The sequence below is a fragment of the Streptomyces sp. NBC_00075 genome (assembly GCF_045041225.1).
GTDB classification, from domain to species: Bacteria; Actinomycetota; Actinomycetes; order Streptomycetales; family Streptomycetaceae; genus Streptomyces; species Streptomyces adonidis.
In genome coordinates this window covers 2,443,331-2,466,539 of record NZ_CP108243.1, presented here as the reverse complement: position 1 = coordinate 2,466,539, position 23,209 = coordinate 2,443,331, and the positions used below count along the sequence as shown (strand labels likewise).

At 71.7% G+C, this 23,209-nt stretch carries 20 protein-coding genes; 14 read left to right on the top strand and 6 right to left on the bottom strand.

Translation table 11 applies throughout. The annotated features are described in order from the left end of the window. Positions 1–29 precede the first annotated feature (29 nt). Entirely contained in the window at positions 30–1,280 is a 1,251-nt protein-coding gene (locus OG787_RS10475) for a heparan-alpha-glucosaminide N-acetyltransferase domain-containing protein (protein WP_405535015.1), read from the bottom strand. A 156-nt stretch (positions 1,281–1,436) separates the two neighbouring features. Here OG787_RS10475 and OG787_RS10470 point away from each other — a divergent pair, with 156 nt between their 5' ends. After that, positions 1,437–2,096: a hypothetical protein gene (locus tag OG787_RS10470; protein ID WP_369029389.1), complete on the top strand. Its 660-nt coding sequence runs from the start codon at positions 1,437–1,439 to the stop codon at positions 2,094–2,096. A gap of 348 nt (positions 2,097–2,444) precedes the next feature. Next, complete coding sequence (locus tag OG787_RS10465) at positions 2,445–3,107, top strand: sigma-70 family RNA polymerase sigma factor (RefSeq protein WP_405535014.1); 663 nt, start codon at positions 2,445–2,447, stop codon at positions 3,105–3,107. A 23-nt stretch (positions 3,108–3,130) separates the two neighbouring features. Here the strand turns inward: OG787_RS10465 and OG787_RS10460 are convergent, their stop codons facing one another. Beyond that, positions 3,131–3,628 (bottom strand): MarR family winged helix-turn-helix transcriptional regulator, encoded by a 498-nt coding sequence (locus tag OG787_RS10460; RefSeq protein ID WP_369029391.1) that lies wholly within the window; start codon positions 3,626–3,628, stop codon positions 3,131–3,133. 186 nt (positions 3,629–3,814) lie between these two features. Here OG787_RS10460 and OG787_RS10455 point away from each other — a divergent pair, with 186 nt between their 5' ends. Continuing rightward, positions 3,815–4,333 carry a YceI family protein gene (locus OG787_RS10455; RefSeq protein ID WP_369029392.1) on the top strand — a complete coding sequence of 173 codons (519 nt, stop codon included), beginning with the start codon at positions 3,815–3,817 and terminating at the stop codon, positions 4,331–4,333. A gap of 14 nt (positions 4,334–4,347) precedes the next feature. Here OG787_RS10455 and OG787_RS10450 read toward each other — a convergent pair whose 3' ends face one another. Both OG787_RS10450 and OG787_RS10445 read right to left on the bottom strand, forming a co-directional pair. Continuing rightward, the gene (locus tag OG787_RS10450) at positions 4,348–6,093 is read right to left on the bottom strand and encodes a hypothetical protein (RefSeq protein WP_405535013.1); all 1,746 of its coding nucleotides are present in this window, start codon (positions 6,091–6,093) and stop codon (positions 4,348–4,350) included. Positions 6,094–6,228: 135 nt separating this feature from the next. After that, positions 6,229–10,320, bottom strand: coding sequence for a molybdopterin-dependent oxidoreductase (locus OG787_RS10445; RefSeq protein ID WP_405535012.1), 4,092 nt, complete (start codon positions 10,318–10,320; stop codon positions 6,229–6,231). A gap of 274 nt (positions 10,321–10,594) precedes the next feature. Here OG787_RS10445 and OG787_RS10440 point away from each other — a divergent pair, with 274 nt between their 5' ends. From OG787_RS10440 to OG787_RS10425, 4 genes are all read left to right on the top strand, one after another. Further along, positions 10,595–10,984, top strand: coding sequence for a cell division protein SepF (locus OG787_RS10440; protein ID WP_235474323.1), 390 nt, complete (start codon positions 10,595–10,597; stop codon positions 10,982–10,984). A gap of 108 nt (positions 10,985–11,092) precedes the next feature. Beyond that, a complete protein-coding gene (locus OG787_RS10435) occupies positions 11,093–12,256 on the top strand; it encodes an ATP-binding protein (protein WP_369029394.1) in 1,164 nt (387 codons plus the stop codon). Continuing rightward, a complete protein-coding gene (locus OG787_RS10430) occupies positions 12,253–12,603 on the top strand; it encodes a nucleotide pyrophosphohydrolase (RefSeq protein ID WP_369029395.1) in 351 nt (116 codons plus the stop codon). Before OG787_RS10435 ends, OG787_RS10430 begins: the two co-directional genes overlap by 4 nt. A gap of 157 nt (positions 12,604–12,760) precedes the next feature. Continuing rightward, on the top strand, positions 12,761–13,234 hold the full coding sequence (locus OG787_RS10425; protein ID WP_369029396.1) for a DUF6099 family protein: 474 nt from the start codon (positions 12,761–12,763) through the stop codon (positions 13,232–13,234). 202 nt (positions 13,235–13,436) lie between these two features. Here OG787_RS10425 and OG787_RS10420 read toward each other — a convergent pair whose 3' ends face one another. After that, positions 13,437–13,607 carry a hypothetical protein gene (locus OG787_RS10420; RefSeq protein ID WP_405535010.1) on the bottom strand — a complete coding sequence of 57 codons (171 nt, stop codon included), beginning with the start codon at positions 13,605–13,607 and terminating at the stop codon, positions 13,437–13,439. A 270-nt stretch (positions 13,608–13,877) separates the two neighbouring features. Between OG787_RS10420 and OG787_RS10415 the strand changes: the two genes are divergently transcribed. Beyond that, a complete protein-coding gene (locus tag OG787_RS10415; protein ID WP_369029398.1) occupies positions 13,878–14,801 on the top strand; it encodes an LLM class F420-dependent oxidoreductase in 924 nt (307 codons plus the stop codon). A gap of 46 nt (positions 14,802–14,847) precedes the next feature. Here OG787_RS10415 and OG787_RS10410 read toward each other — a convergent pair whose 3' ends face one another. Beyond that, the gene (locus tag OG787_RS10410; RefSeq protein WP_405535009.1) at positions 14,848–16,377 is read right to left on the bottom strand and encodes an alpha/beta fold hydrolase; all 1,530 of its coding nucleotides are present in this window, start codon (positions 16,375–16,377) and stop codon (positions 14,848–14,850) included. A 156-nt stretch (positions 16,378–16,533) separates the two neighbouring features. Between OG787_RS10410 and OG787_RS10405 the strand changes: the two genes are divergently transcribed. The 6 genes from OG787_RS10405 (at position 16,534) to OG787_RS10380 (ending at position 23,169) form a co-directional block, all read left to right on the top strand. After that, positions 16,534–17,802: an ATP-grasp domain-containing protein gene (locus OG787_RS10405; RefSeq protein WP_369029400.1), complete on the top strand. Its 1,269-nt coding sequence runs from the start codon at positions 16,534–16,536 to the stop codon at positions 17,800–17,802. Further along, a complete protein-coding gene (locus OG787_RS10400) occupies positions 17,799–18,647 on the top strand; it encodes a Rossmann-like domain-containing protein (protein WP_405535007.1) in 849 nt (282 codons plus the stop codon). Before OG787_RS10405 ends, OG787_RS10400 begins: the two co-directional genes overlap by 4 nt. Further along, a complete protein-coding gene (locus tag OG787_RS10395; RefSeq protein WP_405535006.1) occupies positions 18,644–19,735 on the top strand; it encodes a PLP-dependent cysteine synthase family protein in 1,092 nt (363 codons plus the stop codon). Before OG787_RS10400 ends, OG787_RS10395 begins: the two co-directional genes overlap by 4 nt. Further along, complete coding sequence (locus tag OG787_RS10390; RefSeq protein WP_405535004.1) at positions 19,732–20,814, top strand: dipeptide epimerase; 1,083 nt, start codon at positions 19,732–19,734, stop codon at positions 20,812–20,814. The genes OG787_RS10395 and OG787_RS10390 overlap by 4 nt, the downstream gene beginning before the upstream one ends. Beyond that, a complete protein-coding gene (locus OG787_RS10385) occupies positions 20,798–22,063 on the top strand; it encodes an MFS transporter (RefSeq protein ID WP_369029404.1) in 1,266 nt (421 codons plus the stop codon). Before OG787_RS10390 ends, OG787_RS10385 begins: the two co-directional genes overlap by 17 nt. A 320-nt stretch (positions 22,064–22,383) precedes the next feature. Then, positions 22,384–23,169 (top strand): class I SAM-dependent methyltransferase, encoded by a 786-nt coding sequence (locus tag OG787_RS10380; protein ID WP_405535003.1) that lies wholly within the window; start codon positions 22,384–22,386, stop codon positions 23,167–23,169. The last annotated feature ends 40 nt before the right edge of the window (positions 23,170–23,209 follow it).

Below are 23,209 nucleotides of genomic sequence, written 5' to 3'. Positions count from 1 at the left end.
CAAAAGCGGGCGTCCAGTCGGACCGGCTACTACTTCACCGACCTGGCGATCCTCGTCGCGTCCCCCATGAGGCGCTCCAGCGGGCCGCGCCTGAAGAAGCACGACCAGACGACGGCGAAGACGGTCACGGCCACGAGGAAGCCGAACAGCACGTGCAGCGGGGAGCCGGGGAGTTCGTCGATGCCGAGGGCCCAGATGCCGGCCAGGTGGAGGACGTACGCCGTCAGGGACATCGTGCCGACCGCGACGACCGGAGCCGCGAGGCGCCGGAAGCGGGGGAGGGCGTCGACGGCGGCCATGCAACCGGCGAGTACGGCGATGGCGACCCCGGTGTTGCCCACGACGGACAGCGTCGTCTCGCTGTGCGGGGAGGCCACCCACAGCCAGGCCGCCGAGTCCCCGGTCGGATAGCCGGCCGTGTCCGACCACCAGGCCGACATGACCGAACCGGAGCCGTCCTCGCCGCCGCCCGCCGCGAGGGCGGAGGAGACACCGGGTACGAGGTGCAGGGCCAGCCACGAGCCGCCGTAACCGAGCACGGCGAGCGCGATGCCGGTGGCGGCGAGGCGGATACGTACGGCCGTGGCGGCGAGGTCGAGACGGGCCACCGCCATGCCCGCGAAGAGGAACGGGACCCAGGCCAGGGCCGGGTAGCTCCCGGTGAACATCAGCTCGACGAAGCCGTCGGTGCCGCTGACCCGGGCCAGCGGATCGTTGTGCGTGAACGTCTCCGCCCAGGAGCTGTCGTCGACGGACCGCCGGACGACGTACAGGAGTTGGGGCAGGACGAGTGCCGTACCGGCGGCGATGGCGGCCAGGGCGCCGGCGCGCAGCCGGTGGAAGGGCAGGACCAGGACGAAGCAGAGGCCGTAGTAGGCCAGGATGACCTCGACCGGGGTGCCGGTGGAGGTCAGCCAGGTGCCGAGGGCGACCAGCAGCACTGCCCGGATCAGCACCTTGGCCACGGCCTGGCGGCCCTCGCGGCCGGTCTTCGGGACCCGGCGGCCCGTCATCAGGATGATCGAGAAGCCCGCCAGGAAGGCGAAGAGCGCGGAGGCGCGGCCGTGGAACAGCTCCATGACATGGCCGGTCACCCCGCCCGAGGAGGGGTCGGGGCCGACGTGGGCGGCGTACATGCCGAAGACGGCGAGGCCACGCGCGAGGTCCACGCCGACCAGTCGGCCGAGCTGTGCGGGACGTGTGCCGGCGGGGCTGACAGGAACTGTGGGTTCGATCTGAGTACCGGCGGCGAAATTCGGCAAAGAGGCGTTTTGCGTCATGGTTCCAGAGTGGAAACCCGCAGGTCGGACCAGGTATCCGCCGAACGTCCGGCGAACCCCCGCCGACCGGCCGGGGGTACCCCGCCGAACGGTTGATCAGTAATTTACGTACCCACCACTGACGAACGAGTGCCGGATGGGAGGATGAGCGCCGTCATGACTGCCGGATGGGGTGCACGCACGCTGCGGGCCGCGGTGTTCGCGGCCGTCTGCGTGCTGCTCGCCGCCCTCGGCCACGTGCTGATGTCCGGCTCCTCCGTCCCCTGGTGGACGCTCGTCGCCGGGACCGTGGTCATGGCCGGCGCGGGCTGGTGCCTGGCCGGCCGCGAGCGCGGACTCCCGCTGGTCGTGGGCGTGGTGGTCGTCGCCCAGGGCGCGCTCCACTCGGCGTTCTCGTTCGCGCGGAGCACCGCCGGCACGTCGGCGGACTCCATGGACATGACCCACACCGGCATGGACGCCGACGTGGGCATGGACATGGACACGGGGATGGTCATGGGCCTGGGGCACATGGCCCACGGCGGCCACGGCACGGACGCCCTGTCGTCCTCGTACGGCATGCTCGCCGCCCACACGCTCGCCGCGCTGCTCTGCGGTCTGTGGCTGGCGTACGGCGAACGGGCCGCGTTCCGCATCCTGCGGGCGGTGGCCGGCCGGCTGGTGGCTCCGCTGCGGCTGGCGCTCGCACGGCCCGTGACACCGGACCGCCCTCGCCTCCGCCCGCGACGCGGCACCTCGGACCGGGCGCCGCGCCTGCTCCCGCTCGTCCACGCGATCACTTCTCGGGGTCCACCGACGGGGCTCGCTGTCATCTGAGACAGCGAGGACCTGTCGTTCGGATCACGCCCGGGCCGCCGGGAGTGGCACACCCTCCTCCGCCTCCTTGCGGCTGCCCGCACCACACATGGTGTCGCGGCCTGAAGCAGGCGTGATCCGAACGACAGGCCCTGGTTTCCCGGGGCCGTTCCACGCAGCGCCGACGCACTCGACGTCGGCCTCCGCGGGCGCCCGGGCCCCGGCCGTACCCGCGCAGCGCGTACGGCCGTCCTCCCTCACCCGGTAGCGGCGTGCCCGCACGTCTCGCGCCTCGCAGCGCCTTCGCGTGCGTCGCGTCTCGTGGGCTGTCGCCGTGCCGGATTCCGGATGATCCGAGAAGGACTCCAGGTGATCACTCCTGTACTGCCCGCCTCGACCCGCCCGACCTCCACGGCCCGTCCGTTGGACGAGTCGATAACCGCCTGGGCGCTCGCCGCCCGTGGTGGCGACCCGGCCGCCGTCGAACGGTTCGTCGGCGCCCTGCACCGTGATGTGGTGCGGTACGTCGCCCATCTCTCCGCCGATCCGCAGGCCGCCGACGACCTCGCCCAGGACACGTTCCTGCGGGCGCTCGGCAGTCTGCACCGGTTCGAGGGGCGCTCCTCGGCCCGTTCCTGGCTGATGTCCATCGCGCGCCGCGCGGTGATCGACAGCTTCCGGCACGCCGCCGCCCGGCCCAGACTGTGCGACACCGACGACTGGCGGCTGACCGCCGAACTGGCCCAACCGCGCGGCCTGCCCGGCTTCGACGACGGGATCGCGCTCCTCGACCTGCTGGCCGCGCTGCCCGACGAGCGGCGCGAGGCGTTCATCCTCACGCAGCTGATGGGGCTGCCCTACGCGGAGGCGGCCGAGGTCAGCGACTGCCCTGTGGGGACAGTGCGTTCGCGCGTGGCCCGGGCCCGCGCGACCCTCGTCGACCTGCTCACCGAGGCCGAGACGGAGGCCGTGACGGAGGTGACGGAGTCAGGGGCGGAGTCGCGGCCGGAGCCCGCGGTTCTGGCGGCCTGACGACCGGGCGGGCGCGAGGAGAGTCACACCGTCTCCCCGCCCGCCACCTCCGGCAGCAGCCCGCACATCGCCTCGCGCTCCTCGGTACCGATACGCGCCAGCCCCGAGTTGACCGTGTCGGCCAGGGTCGGCGAGGCCTCCGTGAACAGGCGGCGGCCCTTCTCGGTGAGGGCCACCTCGACGCCCCGCTTGTCGCCGCAGACCGAGCGCCGGGTGACGAGCCCGGCGTGCTGGAGGCAGGCGATCTGATAGGTGAGCCGGGTCTTGGGGCGGCCGAGCAGCTCCGCGATCCGGGTCATCCGCAGCCCGCCGTCGGCCCGGCCCGCCAGCAGACACAGCACCAGGAACTCGTCGTGGGAGACCCCGAGCGTGTCCTTGAGGACGGGGCCGAGCCGCTGCTCGATCGACCCGGTCGTGGCCAGCAGGATCATCCAGGCCCGTAGCTCGGCCGGGAGCAGCGCGCTCTCGCTCGCGGAGGGGCAGGCGGGCAGGTCGGGGGCGCTCTCGGCAGGGTCGGCCATGGTTTCGATCCTACCGGTTGTCCAATTTTGCACGAAGGAGTCGCGGAGGGTTGTTCAGATTTGGATTACGGGCTAGCGTGAGCATCATCCAAATTTGGATGACCGTCGATGGTCGGCGTCTTCGCCATCCCTTCGTCAGTCCTTCGTCATCCTTTTTCGTCCCCCCTTGCGTATGTGGAGACCCTCATGACCGTTGCCGTAGAAACCGGCCTGTGGCAGCTCGACCGGACCGCGACCACCGTCGCCGTCAGTCACAAGACGATGTGGGGCATGGTCACGGTGAAGGGCGCCTTCGCCGTCGTCGGCGGCCAGGGCGAGGTCCTGTCCGACGGCTCCGCCACCGGCACCGTGACCCTGGACGCCACCTCCCTGGACACCAAGCACACCAAGCGCGACAAGCACCTGCGCTCCGCCGACTTCTTCGACGCCGACAACCACCCCGAGATCACCTTCGGGGTACGCGGCGCCGAACTCCGCGGCGGCGACACCGTCCACGTAGACGGCCAGCTGACCGTGCGCGGCATCAGCCGCCCGGTGACCTTCACGGCCCGCCTCACCAAGGCGAACGCCGACGCGGTCGCCCTGGACGCGGAGTTCACCGTGGACCGGAACGAGTTCGGCATGGGCTGGAACCAGATGGGCATGATGAAGGGCCTCGCGACGGTCAACGCCACGCTCGCCTTCGTCCGTACGAAGACGGCCTGACCCCGTCAGATTGACTACCGCTCGCCCGGCAGCCGGACGTCCATGCTCGACAAGGTGTCCGGCGACGCCGTGAAGACACGCAGCCGGATCCGCGTCCCCGGCCGCCGGGGCACGTGGAACACCGGCCCGGGCGACCGGAGCCGGTAGACGGCGCTGGCGTGGGCGGGCAGCGTGGCGGGCCCCCGGGCCACCTTCCACCAGTGGCTCATGCCCTGACCGGTGGTCAGCGTGAAGTGGGGCGTGAGGGCGCTGTCGCCCGTGTTCGTGACCCGGACGTCCAGTTCCGACACGGCTGCCGGTCCGGCCGTACGTGTCCCCGTCACCCGCATCCGCAGTGGCGGCGACCCCGTCGCCGCCACGGCCGCACTCGCCAGCGCCGGTACGAGGAGCAGCGCCGCGGCCGCGACCAGCGCCGGACGCCTGCGCGGGCCCGACAGGAAGCGCGGCCGGGGCTGCCACGCGCCGGCGAAGGACGCGGCGGGCGTGGTGATCGCGGCCGCCAGCCACAGCGGGGTCATCAGCAGGTAGTAGCCGTCCTGCGAACGCGTCGCCAGGAAGAAGGCGCACCAGGGCAGCACCGTCGCCGCCGGACCCAGCCGCCGCACGAACAGGACGAGCAGCGCCAGCAGCGCCCCCGTCAGCAGCATGCTCGCGTGCGAGTACCAGGCCAGCCGGTCGCTGCCGTCGGTGTAGTAGAGCGCGAGGCCCACCAGGCCCTGCCCGTGGATCGTCGCGTTCTGCGTCAGCGGCAGGGCGATTCCGGCCGCCCAGGTGCGCGGCTCGCTCACGACGAAGTACGTGTTGATCAGCAGCCATACGGTGGCTGCCATGCCCGCGACCCGCAGCACCACCCCGGCGGCGGCCCGTGCGCCCAGCTCGCCCCGGCGCACGGCGTAGATCCCGGCCAGCAGGAACGGCACGAGGAACCACGGCAGTTGCTGTGCCGCGCAGGCCGCGCCCAGACAGACGGCCCGGGCGAGCCCGCCCCACCCGAGCCGCCCGCCCGCGCCGATCCGCGGCCAGTGCACCACCACCGGGATCAGCAGCGCGAGCCCGAGGATCGCCGGGTAGCCGAGCCGCGCGTAACTCGGCAGGAAGCCGAAACCCAGACACGCCATGGTCGCCGCCGACCGCCACGGCACCGGCAGCAGCCGCCACAGGGTCACCGCGCCGACGAGCAGGGCCCCGGTCGTCACCGCGGTCGCGGCCAGCGCGCCGTGCCCGAGCCACAGGAGCGGTGCCGTCAGCAGCAGGGCGAGGGGCGGGTAGCCGTACGTGAGGTCGTAGCCGCCGTTCATCGTCGGGGTGAGGGCGACGTCGGGGTTGTGCTGGAAGAGCCACGGCCAGGGCTGCCCGTACACCGGATGCCCGGCGACCAGCTCCCGGGCGGCCTGTGCGGTGAGGACGCCCTCGTCGCCGCCGGCGTGGTTCAGGGTGAAGGTGCACAGGGTCAGCGTGATGGCGGTGACCAGGACGCACAGGTCGAGGCGGGCGAGTGAACGCGTCCGGCGTACGGTCAGCGCCAGCACCCCGCTGACCAGGATCGACAGATAGCAGAGCGAGATGACGGCGGCGACGACCAGCCGGTGACTGGCGGCCTGCGTCCACACAGCCCGCGTACCGATGAACAGGCTGACGGTCGCGAGCAGGGTCAGAACGCGATGCCACTGCGCCGGGGCATCGGCCTCCGGCACGGCCACCCAGGTCGGGCGGGGGATGTTCTTCGCCTTGGTGTCAGGCGCTGTTTCTGCCAAGTGCACGACAGTGGAACGTAATCGTGCCTGGTGTGCCGCGTGCGGGTGGAGGTGAAGGGTCCGGTGTGAGGCCGGTAAGAATGTCCGCCAGTAGGTAATTGTGATGGTTTGTTCGGCTTATGTGGCTGAGGCCTGGATGGCTCAGTAGACATCCCGCACGTAACGCTTCGCCGCCGCGAGCTGCTTCACGTACACGCCCGCCTCGTCCTCGCCCAGTCCGCCGTGCGCCACCGCGATGTCCCGGAGTGCGCGGTCCACGTCCTTGGCCATGCGGGAGGCGTCGCCGCAGACGTAGAAGTGGGCGCCCTCCTGGAGCCAGTGCCACAGCTCGGGCCCGTGCTCGCGCATCCGGTCCTGGACGTACACCTTGTTGCGCTGGTCGCGCGAGAACGCGGTGTCCAGCCGGGACAGCGTGCCCTCGGCCACCAGTTCGGCCAGCTCGTCCTCGTAGTAGAAGTCGGTGGCGCGGTGCTGCTCGCCGAAGAACAGCCAGTTCGGCGCCGTGTGCCCGAGCGCCCGCCGCTCCTCCAGGAACCCCACGAACGGCGCCACCCCGGTCCCCGGCCCGACCATCACCATCGGCGTCGAGGCGTCCGCCGGGGGCCGGAAGTGCGGTGAGCGCTGGACGAAGACGGGCACCGCCGTGTCCGGCCCGGCGTCGGCCAGGAAGGGCGAGCAGACTCCGCCGCGCGGCACGCCCCGCAGGTTCTCGTACCGGACCACGGACACCGTCAGCGACACCCGTGCCGGGTCGACGAGCGGGCTCGACGAGATGGAGTACAGCCGGGGCTGAAGCCTCCGCAGCACGCTCACCCACTCCTGCGCGGACGCCCGCACCCCGTACTCGGCGACCACGTCGACGGCCTGTCGGCCCCAGGACCAGCGGGCCAGCCCGTCCTTGTTGTCGGACCGCATCAGCTTCTTCAACTCCCGGTTGTCCCGGGCCCGTTCGGAGACGAAACGCAGCAGGTCGGACGTGATCCGGGTGATGTCGAGCTGCCCGTGCAGCGCCTCGGAGAGCGAGAACTCACCAACTCCGTCCACCGTCACGCCGGTTGACGCGTCCAGCCCGGTCACGGCCAGCCATTCCGCCACCAGGGAGGCGGAGTTGACGGGCCGCACGCCGAGCGCGTCACCCGTCTCGTACGCCAGTCCCGTACCGCTCGTGTCGAAGGTGAACCGGCGCACCTCCTTGGTCGCGCCGGGCAGACTGAGCAGCCGGTTGCCGACGAGCCGGGCGGGGGAGGGGGCGGGCTTGGCGGACCGGATGACGGGAGGGGCGACGGGAGCAGTGGCAGGGGCGGAAACTGTCTTTGTGCCCTCCGCGCCGCCCGTCTCCTTCGTCTCCAGACCGTCGAGCACCTGGTCTAGCCACGCGTCCGCCGACGGCTCGAAGTCGGGCTCGCAGTCGGTGCGCGGCGCGATCCGTACCGCCCCCAACTCGTCGAGCCGCGCGTCCAGTCGGCGCCCGTGCCCGCAGAAGTCGTCGTACGAGGAGTCGCCCAGCGCGAGTACCGCGTACCGCACACCGTCCAGCCGTGGCGCCTGCTCCCCGGAGAGCGTGTCCCAGAGGCCGGAGCCGTTGTCGGGGGCGTCGCCGTCGCCGAACGTGCTGGTGATGAAGAGAAGATCGGCACTGCGCGCCAGGGCGGCCACATCGGCCTCGTCCATGCCGACGAGCCTCGCCCGGTGCCCGCCGGCGTTCAGCCGTTCAGCAGCCGCGCCCGCCAGTTCCTCGGCGTTGCCGGTCTGGGAGGCCCACAGCACGACGACCTCGCGCCCGGCCAACTCGACCTCGACACCGACCTGTTGCTGCGGCGGGGCCTCCACGGCCCGGGAGTACATGCCGGCGAGCATCCCGTTCACCCAGTCGGCGTGCTCGGCGCTGAAGGGAGCGGAGGCGGGCAGCACCGGAATCCCCACGGCACCGGTCGGCAGCCCGGCGAGGAAGCCCGATAGGTACTGGCGTTCCTGGGCGCTGAGGACCGGCGGGGGAGCGGGCGTGAACGCCGACTCCGGTACCTGCACCGGGATTTGTGTGCGCACGGGCTCGGGGGCCTCGGGCTGCTGCGCCTCGGCCTCGGGCTTGTGCACCTTGACCAGGGACACCGCGCAGACCTTGAACTCCGGCTGTAGCGACAGTGGATCGACCGCGTCGCTCGTCACCGCGTTGATGCTGAGGTATTCACCGAAGAGGTCGTTCCAGTGGAAGGGCGCGAAGACGCACCCCGGCCGCACCCGGTCCGTGACGACGGCCGGCAGCACGGCCCGCCCGCGCCGCGAGGCGACCTCGACCGAGTCGCCGTCCACGACGCCCAACTCCCGTGCGTCCTCCGGGTGTACCTCCACGAACGGCCCGGAGTTCAGCTTGTTGAGCTTGGCGACCTTGCCCGTCTTCGTCAGGGTGTGCCACTGGTGCTGCACCCGCCCGGTGTTGAGGACGAACGGGAAGTCGTCGTCGGGCAGTTCGGCGGCGGGCAGATGCGGCCGGGCGAAGAAGACGCCACGCCCACTGGCGGTGGGGAACCGAAGTCCCTCGTCCCCCTGGTAACGGATGGGGTTGCGCGCGGGCCCGTCCACCGAGGCGGCCGGCCACTGCACGGGAGTCTCCCGCAGCCGCTCGTACGTCACGCCCCGGAGATCCCAGCCGGTCTTCGGGTTCCAGGCCCGCTTCAGCTCCTCGAAGACGTCCGCCGCGCTCTCGTACGCGAACCCCTCGAACCCCATCGCGCGGGCGACGGCCGCGATGATCCGCCAGTCGGCCATGGCGTCGCCGGGCGGGTCCACGGCGGCCTGGGCGAGGGTGAGGCTGCGCTCGCTGTTGACGAGGACGCCCTCCGCCTCGGTCCACATCGCACCGGGCAGGACGACATCGGCGTACGCGTTGGTCTCGGTCTCGGCGAAGACGTCCTGGGTGACGACGAACTCGGCGGCCTCCAGGCCCTCGATGACCGTACGGCGGTTGGCGACCGAGGCGACCGGGTTGGTGCAGATGATCCAGCAGGCCTTGATGTGGCCCTCGGCCATCCGCCGGAACATCTCGATCGTGCCGTGCCCGGCGCCGTCCTTGCGGAGCGTGCCGGCCGGCAGCTCCCACAGGTCCTCGACGAACGCCCGCTCCTCGTCCACCAGCACCGACCGCTGCCCGGGCAGCCCCGGCCCCATGTACCCCATCTCGCGCCCGCCCATGGCGTTCGGCTGCCCGGTGAGGGAGAAGGGCCCGCTGCCGGGCCGGCAGATCGCACCCGTCGCGAGATGCAGATTGACCAGGGCGTTCGTGTTCCAGGTGCCGTGCGTGGACTGGTTGAGCCCCATGGTCCAGCAGCTCATCCAGTCGTCGGCCGCCCCGATGATCCGCGCGGCCTCCCGGATGTCGTCCTCGGGAATCCCGGTGATCGCGGAGACGGCGTCCGGCGCATAGTCGGCGAGGAAGCCGGGCATCTCCTCCCAGCCCTCGGTGTGGGCGGCGATGAACTCCTGATCGGTGTGCCCGCCGACATGCAGAAGATGAAGCAGCCCGTTGAGGAAGGCGAGGTCGGTCCCCGGCTTGATCTGGAGGAACAGATCGGCCTTGGCGGCGGTGGCGGTACGCCGCGGATCGACCACGATCAGCTTGGCCCCCGCCTTCACCCGCTCCATCATCCGCAGATACAGGATCGGATGGCAGTCGGCCATGTTCGACCCGATGACGAGGAAGGCGTCGGCGTGGTCGAAGTCGTCGTACGAGCCGGGCGGCCCGTCGGCGCCCAGCGAGAGCTTGTATCCGGTGCCCGCGCTGGCCATGCACAGCCGCGAGTTGGACTCGATCTGGTTGGTCCCCACGAACCCCTTGGCCAGCTTGTTCGCCAGATACTGGGCCTCAAGACCCATCTGCCCGGAGACATAGAAGGCGACGGCGTCCGGCCCGTGCTCGTCGACGATCGCGCGCAGCCGCCGCGCGGTCTCCGCGATCGCGTCCGCGACGGGCGCGGGCACCAGCTCCTCGCCCCGGTCGTCCGAACCGTCCCGGACCAGCGCGGTGGTCAGCCGGCCGGGCGCGCTCAGCATGTCGGCGGTGGTCGCGCCCTTGGTGCACAGCCGCCCGGCGTTCGCGGGGTGCGCCTTGTCCCCGGACGCCTTGAAGACCGTACGCCGTCCGTCGGGCCCGAGCCCGACGTCCAGCACGATTCCGCAGCCCACCCCGCAGTACGAGCACACGGTCCGCACCTGCGTCGTCGTGGGGGTAGTGGTCACGTGCTGCCTTCCTCTGTACCGCTCTGTCCTTCTGCGTACCGGGCCTGCTGCCGACGAGCGTACGAATTGCCCGTTACGTCGATGTCACATGACCTGATCATGAGCGGTTACACCCGCTGCACAGCCAGAGTGTCAGTGCTGTGAGGTACGTATAGGTGTTCGGATTTATCTCACATAGGGGGTCGCTGAGCGTGTCGTATTGGGCCGATCGGGTGACCATGCGTAAGAATTGGCTGATGCAGACAGCCAGTGCGAGCCAGGGCGGAGTGGGCCGATGAACAGCCACGATGTCACCGACGAACAGTGGGAGGGGCTCGCCCAGGTCGTACCGCTGAGAGGCCGGGACGCCTGGCCGTCCGCGGTGGGACACCGGTCGATACCCGAGGCGGAGACCGAGGCCAGGCGGCGTTTCGTCGTCCTGCGCGTCAATGTCTTCGCGGACGCGAGGGACGTCGCGGAAACCCTGATGGCGGGCATCCCGGTGCTCCTCGACCTGACCGGCGCCGAGACGGACACCGCCAAGCGGGTCCTCGATTTCAGCACGGGCGTCGTCTTCGGCCTGGCGAGCGGGATGCACCGGGTCGACCGGAACGTGTTCCTTCTCACCCCGCCGGGTACGGAGGTCGGGGGCCTCATGGGCGGAGCGGGGGTCCCCGGGCACTGAGAGCGACCCAGCCAGTGACCCAGCCACAAAAACCGGCGATCCCCCGTTCGTAGGAAGGTGCGGCGGACGGAACGGTTCGCCGCGCGGGCGGAGCCCTACGGTCCGGTTATGACCCTGTCACTGGACTTACCGCCCGCCGCAGCACAGACAGCGCCGCGCCCCGAGCGGCCGAGCGTCACCGAACTGCGGCTCTCCGCGTACGCGGGGCACCGCCGGGTGAGCCTGCCGCTCGGGCGGCTCACCCTTCTCGCCGGGCCGAGCGGCAGTGGCAAGACGACAGCCCTCAGGGCGTACGAGTCACTGGCCCGCCTCGGCTCCGGCGCCGCCGTCGGGGAGGCCTTCCCGGACCCGGCCGCCTGCGTACCGGAACGCGCCCGCCCCGACGCACAACGCCGACGCGGCTTCCGCATCGGCTGTACGGCGGACGGCCCCGAGGGTTCCGTACAACTCGACGTCGCCGTCCAGGCCGAGCCCGAACTGCGCATCGTGGGCGAGCGGTTGAGCGCGGGCGGGGTGGTCCTGCTGGAGACCGCGCTGCGCGATCCCGGCCGCCGCTGCGTCCAGGCCGCCTGGCACACCGCCGGTTCGGAATCGGTCACGCGCGTCTCGATGCCCGACGACCGGCTCGGTACGGCCCTGTTGCCGCTGAAGGTGGCCGGCAGGACCGACGGAGAGCGCAGGGTCATCGCCGCCGCCGAGCAGATGGTGGTCGCACTGCGATCGGTCTTCGCCTGCGACCCACGCCCCGACCGGATGCGCGCGGCGGTCCCGGTGAGCAGCGGACGCCTCCTCCCCGGCTGCGACAACCTGGCAGAGGTCCTCTGGCGCACGGGTACCGAATGCGCCATCCGCCATGGGCTGTTGACCGCCGCCGTCCGCGAGGGCTGCGCGGGCCCGGTCACGGACGTACGCGCCGACCGGGTCGCCGACGGCCGCGTCAGGGCCGTACTCGACCGGGGCGACGGCGTCCTCACCCACTTCGGCAGGCTGGGCGACGGCGAGTTGAGATACGCGGGCCTGGCGCTCGTCCTGCTGACCGGCCCCGGCGTCCTGACGGTCGACCGCCCCGGCGAGGTGCCCGACGCCCTCCAGACACTGACGGTCCTGGCCGACGGTTTCGACCGCGCCTTGGACACACGCCAGCGCGAGCAACTCCTGGGCCTGGCGGCGCGGATGTGCGACCGCGGGCACATCCGCCTGCTCGGGGCGGTGAGCGACGCGTCGTGGGCGCGGGGAGTGGCAGGGGCGACGGTGGTAGACCTGAAGCCGTGACTGATCAGGAACACCCCGAACAGCGGCAGGATCTGGACGTGGCGAAACTCCAGCGCAGGCTGGCCGAGTTCGCGGCGGCACGGAACTGGCAGCCGTTCCACACCCCCAAGAACCTCGCCGCCGCGCTCAGTGTGGAGGCGTCCGAACTGGTCGAGATCTTCCAGTGGTTGACGCCAGAGGAGTCGGCGCGGGTGATGGACGATCCGGACACCGCCCACCGCGTGACGGACGAGGTCGCGGACGTGCTCGCCTATCTGCTCCAGCTGTGCGAGGTGCTCGGGATCGACGCGCTCGCGGCCCTCGACGCGAAGATCGACCGCAACGAACGGAGGTTCCCGCCGAAATAGTCACTCTCCGGAGTCGAATTCCGGTTCGTTCCCCATTTGTTGTCCGCAGATTTCCGCCTTCCTCTGGCTTTTCGTCCCACAGCACTTCACTCTGGGTAGTGGACGGTGGAATATGGGCGGACGTGCGAGAGCGCGTCGGGACAGACGGGGGCAGCGCATGGACGCGGTGCGGCTCATCCTGACGAGCAGACGTGCCCTCGCGGGCAGCGACGGTGTACCGGAAACCCTGACGGAGGTGTGGCAGGCACAGGCCCTCGCGCAGGCGATAGGCAGCCGCCTCGCAGTCACCGGGCCACCCGAACTGCGAGGCGAGGCACTGGGGTTGACCGAACTGGCGGGCCGGGGCTGCGGAGTGCTCGACGAACCGCGCCTCGCCGCCGGCGCGTTACGCGCGGCCCAGCTCACGGAGTTGGGCGACGCCCGCCAGGCCCTCCTCTGGCTGGGCAATCTCCTCGGCGAGGCGGGCATCGCCCTGGTCGGCATCGCGAGTGCGGCACGCGACGAGACGACGTACTGGCAGTGCATGGAGTCGATCGACGCGGCGGACGAATCCCGCGACCGGGTCCTGGAGATGCTCCGGAAGCTGGCGGCGCGGGAGGCGGCGGGGGGAGCGGAGCGGGTCGCTGGGTAGGGGGTTCGTGGTCCGGCGCGGGCCGGTGGGGGCTGGTCGCGCAGTTCCCCGCGCCCCTGTCGGGGCGCTTCCGCGCCCGAGTCCCAGTTGGGCCGAGCCTTTCAGCTCGGCCCGGGCATCTCAGCTCGTCCGGCGATTGAGGACGAGGCCGTTCAGGCCGAAGCGGGGGTCTGGGGGCGGCAGCCCCCAGCGGGGGCCGGCATCAACCAGCCTCACCCTCCTCGACGGGCGCCGCCGACGCCCCCGCCGATTGAAGATCGGCGTCCAGCGCGGACAAGTCCGCGTTCAGCGCCGCCATCAGCTCCTCCATCTGCTGCAGCAGCCCCTTCGGCTGTGTGGGCCCCGCCTGCTGCGGCACGACTTCTTCGGACAATGACGGCCTCCTCGGCCCCTGGCCCCCGAAGGAGCCGACGCGGGTGCGCCCCGGAAACGGGCGAGCCGACAATCGAACTGGCTGCCCGGCAGGTACCGGTGCGGGCGCCGGTCGGGCCGGCTCCGCCCGAGCCAACGATCATCACCGGGGCGGGTCACTGGCACAGAGGTGCACCTCACGCGCGGTTGACGCTTTTTCACCCGACCGGGGAGGCGTGAGGCAGGGGGTACCGGTGGGGTTGACCGGTGTTCGACCGTGCAGGATGGAAGCATGGATCTTCGCATCTTCACCGAACCCCAGCAAGGCGCGACCTACGACACCCTGCTCACCGTGGCGAAGGCTACGGAGGACCTCGGTTTCGACGCCTTTTTCCGCTCGGATCATTTTCTTCACATGGGCGATGTGGACGGCCTTCCCGGCCCCACCGACGCCTGGATCACCCTCGCCGGACTCGCCCGTGAGACCAAGCGCATCCGCCTCGGCACCCTGATGACGGCAGCCACCTTCCGCCTCCCCGGCGTCCTCGCGATCCAGGTCGCGCAGGTCGACCAGATGTCCGGCGGCCGGGTCGAACTGGGCCTGGGCGCCGGCTGGTTCGAGCAGGAGCACAAGGCGTACGGCATCCCCTTCCCGCAGGAGAAGTTCGCCCGTCTCGAAGAGCAGCTGGCGATCGTCACCGGCCTGTGGGGCACCAAAACCGGCGAAACGTTCAGCCACCACGGCACGCACTACGACCTCACCGACTCGCCGGCCCTGCCCAAGCCGGCGCAGGACAAGATCCCCGTACTCATCGGCGGCCACGGCGCGACCCGTACCCCGAGGCTGACCGCGCAGTACGCCGACGAGTTCAACATGCCGTTCGCCTCGATCGAGGACAGCGAGCGCCAGTTCGGCCGGGTGCGCGCGGCGGCCGAGCAGGCGGGTCGCAAGGCCGACGAACTGACGTACTCGAACGCGCTCGTGGTCTGCGTCGGCAAGGACGACCAGGAGCTGGCCCGTCGCGCCGCCGCGATCGGCCGCGAGGTCGACGAGCTGAAGACCAACGGCCTGGCGGGCTCCCCGGCCGAGGTCGTGGACCGGATCGGCCGGTTCGCGGAGATCGGCTCCCAGCGCATCTACCTCCAGATCCTCGACCTCGACGACCTGGACCACCTGGAGCTGATCTCCTCGCAGGTGCAGTCGCAGCTGGCGTAACGCCTCGGCGCACGGCCGGTGCGTACGGAGGTACGCGCCGGCCACGCTACGAACCGGCCGGCGCCACCGGCAGCCCCGGCCCCGCGCACCGCACATCCCCTGCCGGCACCCGCCCGTCGACCAGATACGCGGCCGCCGTCGAGTCCACGCACGTGTTGCCCCGGCTCGCGAACACGCCGTGGGAGTAGTCGTCGTCGAGGGTGACCAGGCGGGAGCCGGGCAGCAGGCGGCGCAGTTCGCGGGCGCCCTCGATCGGGGTCACCGGGTCGTGGGCGGAGGCGATCAGCAGGACGGGCGGGGCGGCGGGGCTGCCCAGGGCCGTACGACCGGCGGGCCGGTGGTGCCAGAAGGCGCAGGCCGACGCCTCCATGCCGGTCAGTACCGGCTGTGGGTCGAGGCGGCGGGTGCGGCGGAGGTCGGCCAGGATCCGGCCGGGCGTCGGACCGGGCCCGTCGGCGCACTTCACCGTCCGGTTCGCCGCCTCGAAGATGCGTGAGTCCGGCGAGCCGAGGGCGGTCGCGGGCCGCAGCGAGCCTGGCGTACCGTCCCGCAGATACGTACGCAGTCCGTCGGCCAGGCCCGCCCAGCGTTCGGTGCGGCCGAGGGCGCGGTAGACGGCCAGGTCGAAGGCCGCCGCCCCGAAGCCGTCCACGGGCTGTTCGCGGAGCCCGTCGCGCACCCACAGATACGCGTCGCGCACGGCCTCCGTGTCGTCGCCCAGCCCGAAGCGATCCGAGTGTTGCGCGGTCCAGCCGAAGAAGGTGGCGCGCTGGCGCAGCAGCGCCCGGCTCTGGATGACGTCGAAGTCGTACCAGTCCCACGGTCCGACGACGCTGTCCAGCACCATCCGCCCTACCCGGTAAGGGAATTGGGCCGCGTAGGCGGCGCCCAGATAACTCCCGTACGAGACACCGAGGAAGCTCGTCCGGTGCTCGCCGAGGGCGGCACGGATCGCGTCCATGTCCCGCGCCGTCTGCTCCGTGGAGAGGTACGGCAGCGCCTCGTCGCCGACGCCCGTCGCGCAGTCGTCCGCGAGGTCGCGCAGTGAGCCGAGGTACGCCGACTCGGCGCGGGGGCCCACGGGCACGGGGTCCGCGCCCGGTCGGTCACCGTCGAACAGGCCGCCCATCGCACCGCAGTCGGCGGGTGAACTCAGGCCGGTGCCACGGGGATCGAAGCCGATCACGTCGTACGCCCGCCGCACACTCTCGGGCAGCTTGGCCCGTTTCGTGACGGCGTACGGCAGTCCGGAGCCGCCCGGTCCGCCCGGGTTCACCAGCAGGATCCCGCGCCGCTCGGCGGCCGTACCGGAGGCACGGACCCGGGAGACGGCGATCCGCAGCCGTGGGCCGTCCGGTGCCGGGTCGTCCCAGTTCAGGGGTACGTCGAGTCGGCCGCACTCGACGGTCTCGGGCGCCGCCGGTCTCGGAACGGAGTCGGGGCAGGGGCCGAAGTGGATGCGGGTGGGGGTGGGGGTGGGGGCCGCCTGGGCCGGGAGGGGGAGGAGAACGGCGGCGCCGGCCGCGAAGGCGCAGAGCAGGGCCGTACGGCGTGGGCGTTGTGGGGGGTGTGTCACGGGTCTCGCAATCTCGGAACCAGTAATCATCAGGTCATCAGATGACAATGAAAACGATTATCGATAACGTGTCCACGGTCAAGTCCGGAGCCCTCCCTGACGGGGGCGCCTTCGCGCTGCCCCGACGGCGTGACCGCCGGGGTGGAAAGGGGAGTTGTGGCTCATTTGCTGGTGGTCGAGAGCTGGGTCGGATCGATGAGCAGACTGCTGCCACGGGCGATCCGGGAGAGCGGGCACGAGTTCACCTTCCTCACCCGCGACCTGCACCACTACCTGCGCGGCGCACCCGAGGGGGCCGCACATCCGCTGCTCGGCGCCCGCAACGTGCTCACCGCCGACACCAACGACCTCGGTGAACTCCTGCCGTACGTCGAGAAGTTGCACCGGGTGCTCGGCTTCGACGGGGTGATCACCTCGTGCGACTACTACCTGCCCACGGTCGCCCGGATCGCCGGACACCTCGGGCTGCCGGGCTCCGGCCCCGAGGCCGTGGAGAACGCCTGCCGCAAGGACGCCACCCGCCGCGTACTGGCGGACGCCGGGGTGCCCGGGCCGCGCTTCGCCGTGTGCGAGGAGTGGGCCGACATCGTGCGCGAGGCGGCTGGCATCGGCTATCCGCTGGTCGTCAAGCCGGTCGACCTGTGCGCGGGGATGTACGTGCGCCGCGTCGACTACGAGGCCCAACTCGCCGAGGCCTGCCGGGCGTTGAACGCGTTCCCGGTCAACGCGCGGGGACAGCGGCGGCCACCCGTCGTACTCCTCGAAGAGCTGCTCGACGGGCCCGAGGTGAGCGTCGAGACCGTGTCGTACGCGGGCGCGGTCCAGGTGGTCGGGGTGACCGACAAGAGCATCGGCGGGGCGCCCGCCTTCGTCGAGACCGGCCATATGTTCCCGGCCGCGCTCACGGCAGCCGACACCGAGGCCGCCGAGCAGACCGCACTGGGCGCCCTGAAGGCGCTCGGCCTGGTGGACGGTGTCGTGGCGCACACGGAGATCAAACTGACCTCCGCGGGGCCGCGCGTCGTCGAGGTGAACCCCCGTCCGGCCGGCAACCGCATCACCGAACTCGTCCGCCATGTCACCGGCATCGATCTCGCCGCGGCCTTCGTGGACGTCTCCCTCGGCCACGCACCCGACCTGCGCCGCACGGACACCGGCCTGCGCAGCGCGGCCATCGGCTTCCTCGTCCCGGAGACGGAGGGCACCTTGGAGACGCTGGAGTCGCTGCCCGACGCCGACCAACTCCGCGCCCAGGAAGGCGTGTTGGAGGTGCAGCTCGCCGAGCCGGGGACCACCGTCAAGGCGGCGGGCAGCAACAACGAATACCTGGGCCATGTCATGGCGGCCGACCCGGACGGCCTCGGCGCGCGTGACCGCGTGGACGTCCTGCTGGATGCGCTGCGGGCCGGGCTGGTGATCCGGTGAACGCCGGACTGCGTACGCCCGCAGCGACCTACGAGGTGACCTACGAGGAACTCGTCGCCCGTGCTCTCGCCGGTGAACTCGGCCCCGATCCGCGTACGGAACGCATCGCCGTGGCCTTCGCCACCCGGCAGGCCGTACGGCACGACGGGCGGGGCAGCGGCTACCGCAACGAGGTGCTCAGCCTGCGGCTGGGCGCGGCTGTCGGGTCGTGCGCCGTCGAACCCGGGGAGCTGCCGGACGGCGCCATCGACGACTGTGTCGGCGCGGACGTCGCCAGGCTCCTCCAACACCCCCTGCTCCCCGTGCGCGTGGCCGCCCTCGACGCCTACCTCATGCACCTCACCCCGCACACCCCGGAGCACGGCGCCCGGACGGTCCGGCTCCCGGCGGGGTCCTCACTGACGAAGTCGCGGGCCCGGGCGAAGACCGTCGTGGAGCTGCTCGACCTGCCGGCCGGGGCCACCGTCCTCGTCGTCGGTGTCGTCAACTCCCTGCTGGAGGCGCTGCGTTCACGCGGACTCGGATACGTGGCGTGCGATCTCAAGGGCGGCGCGACGGAGTGGGGCGAGCCGGTGGCCACGGACGCCCTCGCCGAGGCGGAGAGCGGGCGCTGTGCTGCCGTACTCGCCTCCGGTATGACCCTCGGCAACGGGACGTTCGAGCCGCTGCGGCGCCACGCGCGCGCACACGGACGGCAGTTGGTGATGTTCGCCCAGACCGGCAGCGCGATCCTGCCCCGCTTCCTCGGGCACGGCGTGAGCGCGGTGTGCGCCGAGCCGTACCCCTTCTTCTGGCTCGACGGCGGCCCCGGCACCATCCACTGTTACGGCGGCGGTGTCCGATGACCACCACTACGACCGCCGTACGGTCCGTCCCCACCGCCCGCCACGAGTTGCTCGCGCTCCTCGGCCGCACCCCGCTGGCCAGGATCACCGCCGAACTCCCGGGCCCGCACCCGGGGTTCTGGGCCAAGCTCGAAGGGCTCGGAGCGGGCGGCATGAAGGCACGCGCCGCCGTCTCCATGCTGCTCGGCGCGCGTGAGCGGGGCGAACTCCGGCCCGGCGCACCGGTGGTGGAGTCCACCTCCGGCACCCTCGGCGTCGGGCTCGCCTTCGCCGGGCAGGCCCTCGGGCATCCCGTCGTGCTGGTCGGCGACAGTGAACTGGAGCCGTCCATGCGGCAGTTGCTGCGCTCGCACGGAGTTCGGCTGGAGATCGTCGACCGCCCCGCGGCCCAGGGCGGCTGGCAGGCGGCCCGGCTCACCCGCCTCCGTGAACTCCTCGCCGCACTGCCCGGCGCCTACTGGCCCGACCAGTACAACAACCCCGACAACATCGCCGGATACGCCTCCCTGGCCGCCGAACTCACCGCCCAGCTCGACCACTTGGACATCCTGGTGTGCAGTGTCGGCACCGGCGGACACAGTGCCGGAATCACCGGCCCCCTGCGCCGGCGCTGGCCCGCGCTGCGGCTCATCGGGGTCGACGCGACCGGCTCCACCATCTTCGGCCAGCCCGCCAGACCCCGGCTGATGCGCGGCCTCGGCAGCAGCATCCACCCGCGCAACGTCGCCTACTCCGCCTTCGACGAGGTCCACTGGGTCGGCCCCGCCGAAGCCGTCGACAGCTGCCGCAGGCTCGCCCGCGAGAGCTTCGTAAGCGGCGGCTGGAGCACCGGCGCCGTCGCCCGCGTCGCCGCCTGGGCGGCCCGCGTCCACCCCGGCGCCGTCGTCGCGACCGTCTTCCCCGACGGCCCCCACCGCTACCTCGGCACCGTCTACGACGACGACTTCGCCCTCGCCCACGGCCTCGACCCGAGCGCGGCGGCGACCCGCCCGGTCGAGATTCCGCACCCCCGCGCCGCCGAGGCGACCGGCTGGGTGCGCTGCACCCGCGTCACCGACCCGCTCTCCCCGCAGGAAAGGAACCAGTGAAGGCCAGCCTGCGCACCGTCCGCCTCGAACTCGCCGAGCCACTGCGCATCTCCCGCTCCACCATGGCCGCCCGCGACGCCGTATGGCTCGGCATCGAGCACGAGGGGCTGCGCGGCCACGGCGAGGCCGTCACCAGCGTGTACTACGGCCTCGACGCAGACACCCTCCAACGGGACTTCGGCGGCGTGGAGTTGAGCGGCTACGCGTCTCCCGAGGATGCCCTTGAGGCCCTGCGGGAAGGGAAGTCGGCGGTCGGCGACAACACGCCCGCTGCCGTGACCGCCGCCGTCGAGGCCGCGCTTCTCGACCTCGTCGGCAAGCGCGCCGGGGTGCCTGTGCACCGGCTGCTGGGGGCGTCCGCCGGGCCCGTCGCCGCCACCGCCCGGACGATCGGCATCACTTCGGCGCGGCAGGCCGCCGACGAGGCCCGACGGCTCGCCGCGCGCGGCTTCCGGATCGTCAAGGTCAAGGCGGGGACACCGGACCCGGAGGACGACGTGGAGCGCGTACGCGTCATCCGCGACGCCGCGCCCGGCGTACGGCTGCTCCTCGACCCCAACGGGGCCTGGAACACCGCCCAGGCGCGGGAGTTGCTGCCCCGGTTCGCCGAACTCGGCGTCGAGGCCGTGGAACAGCCCGTCGCCCCCGGTGACCCGGAGGCCTTCGGGGCGCTGGCCGAGTGGTCGCCGGTGCCGCTCATCGCCGACGAGGACGCGGTCGACCTGGAGGACGCGCGACGCCTCGCCGGGCGCGTGCACGGCATCAACGTCAAGCTCGCCAAGTGCGGCGGGGTGTACGCGGCCCTGCGGATCGCCGGGCTTCTCGCGGGCAGCGGTACGGAGTTGATGCTCGGCTGCCTCACCGCCAGCACCCTCGGCATCGCCCCCGCCGTCCACCTCGCCGACCGCGCCCGCTGGATCGACCTCGACGGGCATCTGCTGTTGGCCCGGGACCCGTGGTCCGGAATCGGCGGCGCCGACGGCGTTGTACGGACAAGTGGCAGACCTGGACTCGGAGTTGAGGAGACCGGAGCTGAGGAGACCGGAGTCGGGGAGGTGGCCCGTGAAGACGTGGCGTGAGATGCGGCGCTTCCCGGTCGCCATCCAACTGCTTCTCGTCAACCAACTCGGCGTCAACACCGGCTTCTACCTCCTCATCCCCTACCTCGCGACCCATCTCGGCGAGGACCTGGGGATGTCGGCGGCGGTCGTCGGCATCGTGCTGGGCGTACGGAACCTCAGCCAGCAGGGCCTGTTCATCATCGGTGGATCCGCCGCCGACCGGCTCGGCGCGCGCGGGGTGATCATCGCCGGGTGCGGGCTGCGGACGGTCGGGTTCGGGATGTTCGCGCTCGGCGACGGACTGCCGGTACTGCTGGCCGCGTCCGTGCTGAGCGGGCTGGCCGGGGCGCTGTTCAATCCGGCCGTACGCGCCTATCTCGCGCAGGAGGCCGGGGACCGGAAGGCGGAGGCGTTCGCGCTGTTCAACGTGTTCGCCACCACGGGTGCGCTGGTCGGACCGCTGCTCGGCAGCGTGCTGCTCCTGGTCGACTTCCGGGCGTCCGCGCTCACGGCGGCAGGAATCTTCGCGGTCCTCACGGTCGCCCAGGCACTTGTCCTGCCCGCGCGGGAGGTCGAACCCGCGAAGAGCGGGGTTCTCGCGGACTGGCGCGAGGTGGTGGGCAACCGGGCTTTCGTGGCGTTCGCGCTCGCCATGGTCGGCATGTTCACCCTGGAGAACCAGCTCTACCTGCTCCTCCCGGACGGCGCCCGCCGGGCGACCGGCTGGGACGGCGCGGCCGGCCTGGTCTTCGTCGTCGGCACCCTCGCCAACCTCGCCCTCCAACTACGGATCACGCGTTCCCTCAAGTCCCGTGGGGTGAGGGCCCGTTGGATCTCGGCGGGGCTGGCACTGATGGGGCTGGCGTTCGTCCCGCCGATGCTGGTGGCGGGATCAGGGGCAGGGCCGGGGGCGGGGGAGACGTCGTGGCTGGCCGCCGTACCTGTGCTGCTGGGGGCGCTGATCCTCTACCTCGGCGTGATGGTGGCCGGGCCGTTCGTCATGGAGCTGATCCCCGGATTCGGCCGACCCGAACTGACGGGCACCTACTTCGGCATCTTCTACGTCGTCTCCGGCATCGCCGCCGCCGTGGGCAACACGGTCGTCGGCTGGGCGATGGACGTCGGCGACCGGGGCGACGCGGAGTGGCTGCCGTGGGCGTGCTGCACGGTGTTCGGCCTGGCGTCGGCGGGCGGCGTGGTCTGGCTACAGCGGTTGGGGGCGCTGCCGGGGAGTCCGGTGGCTGTGGGGGAGAGGAGCGCGGTGTGAACGGGGCTGGAGGGGTGGGGGCTGTGAACAGCTGTGATGGCGAGCGCGTTGTGAACGGATCCGACGGCGGGCGTGCTGTGAACAGCCGTGGCGATGGTCTTGGTGTGAACTGCCGTGGCGGCGAGGGCGGTGTGAACGCCGCTGGCGCCGGCGGCAGTGTGAACCGGGCTGATGGCGACAGAGCTGTGAACAGCGCCGGCGGCGGGCGGTCTGTGAACAGGGTTGACGGCGAGCGCGCTGTGAACACCCGCGCCGGCGAGCGCGCTGTGAACCCCCACGCCGGGGAACGGCCTGTGAACAGCCAAGTCGGAAAAGGGCCTGTGAACAGCCGCAACCTGCTCACCGACAACCCCGAGCTGTACGAGGCCCGCTTCCCCGACCCCGACCGGCTCGCCGGGCGCTGGGCCGAGGACTGTCTGCGTCGGCACGGTGGCGGGGCGCGGGTGCTCGACATCGGGTGCGGTACGGGGCGGGACGCCGAGTATCTGTATCGGGCCGGGCGTACCGTCACCGGGGCCGATCTGTCCGAGCCGATGCTCGCGTACGCCCGGGAGCGGTATCCGGGGCCCGAGTACGTCCGTGCCGATCTCACCGGGTTCGGGCTGGGCGCCGGCGCCTTCGATGCCGTCGTCTGTCTCGACAGCGCGCTGCTGTACTGCCACACCAACGACCAGCTCGACGGGTTCCTCGGCTCCTGCCGACGCGCCCTCGCCCCCGGTGGACTCCTCGTCGCCGAGATGCGCAACGGGGCCTATTTCCTTGGCCGTACGGACCTGCTCGACACCCCGGTCGCCGGAGGGTTCACCTGGCAGGGCACCGCCTATCGGTCCGTCACCACGCTCACCGTCGACCGGACCGCCCAACTCCTGCGCCGGGTGAGGGACTGGACGGCCGACGACGGTAAGGCTCCCGTCCAACAGCGGTCCGCCTGGCGGCTGTTGTTCCCGCAGGAACTGCGGCACGTACTCGCCGCGCACGGCTTCGACGTACTCGAACTGCACGACGGCCCGGGACCGCGTACCGAACCGCCCTGGCAGGAGGGCGAGTTGCCCGGCGAGGCCGTCGACGCGGACCGGTTGCACCTCGTCGCACGCCGACGGCACTGACACTCACCGCTCACCGCTCACCGCTCACCACTCACCGCTC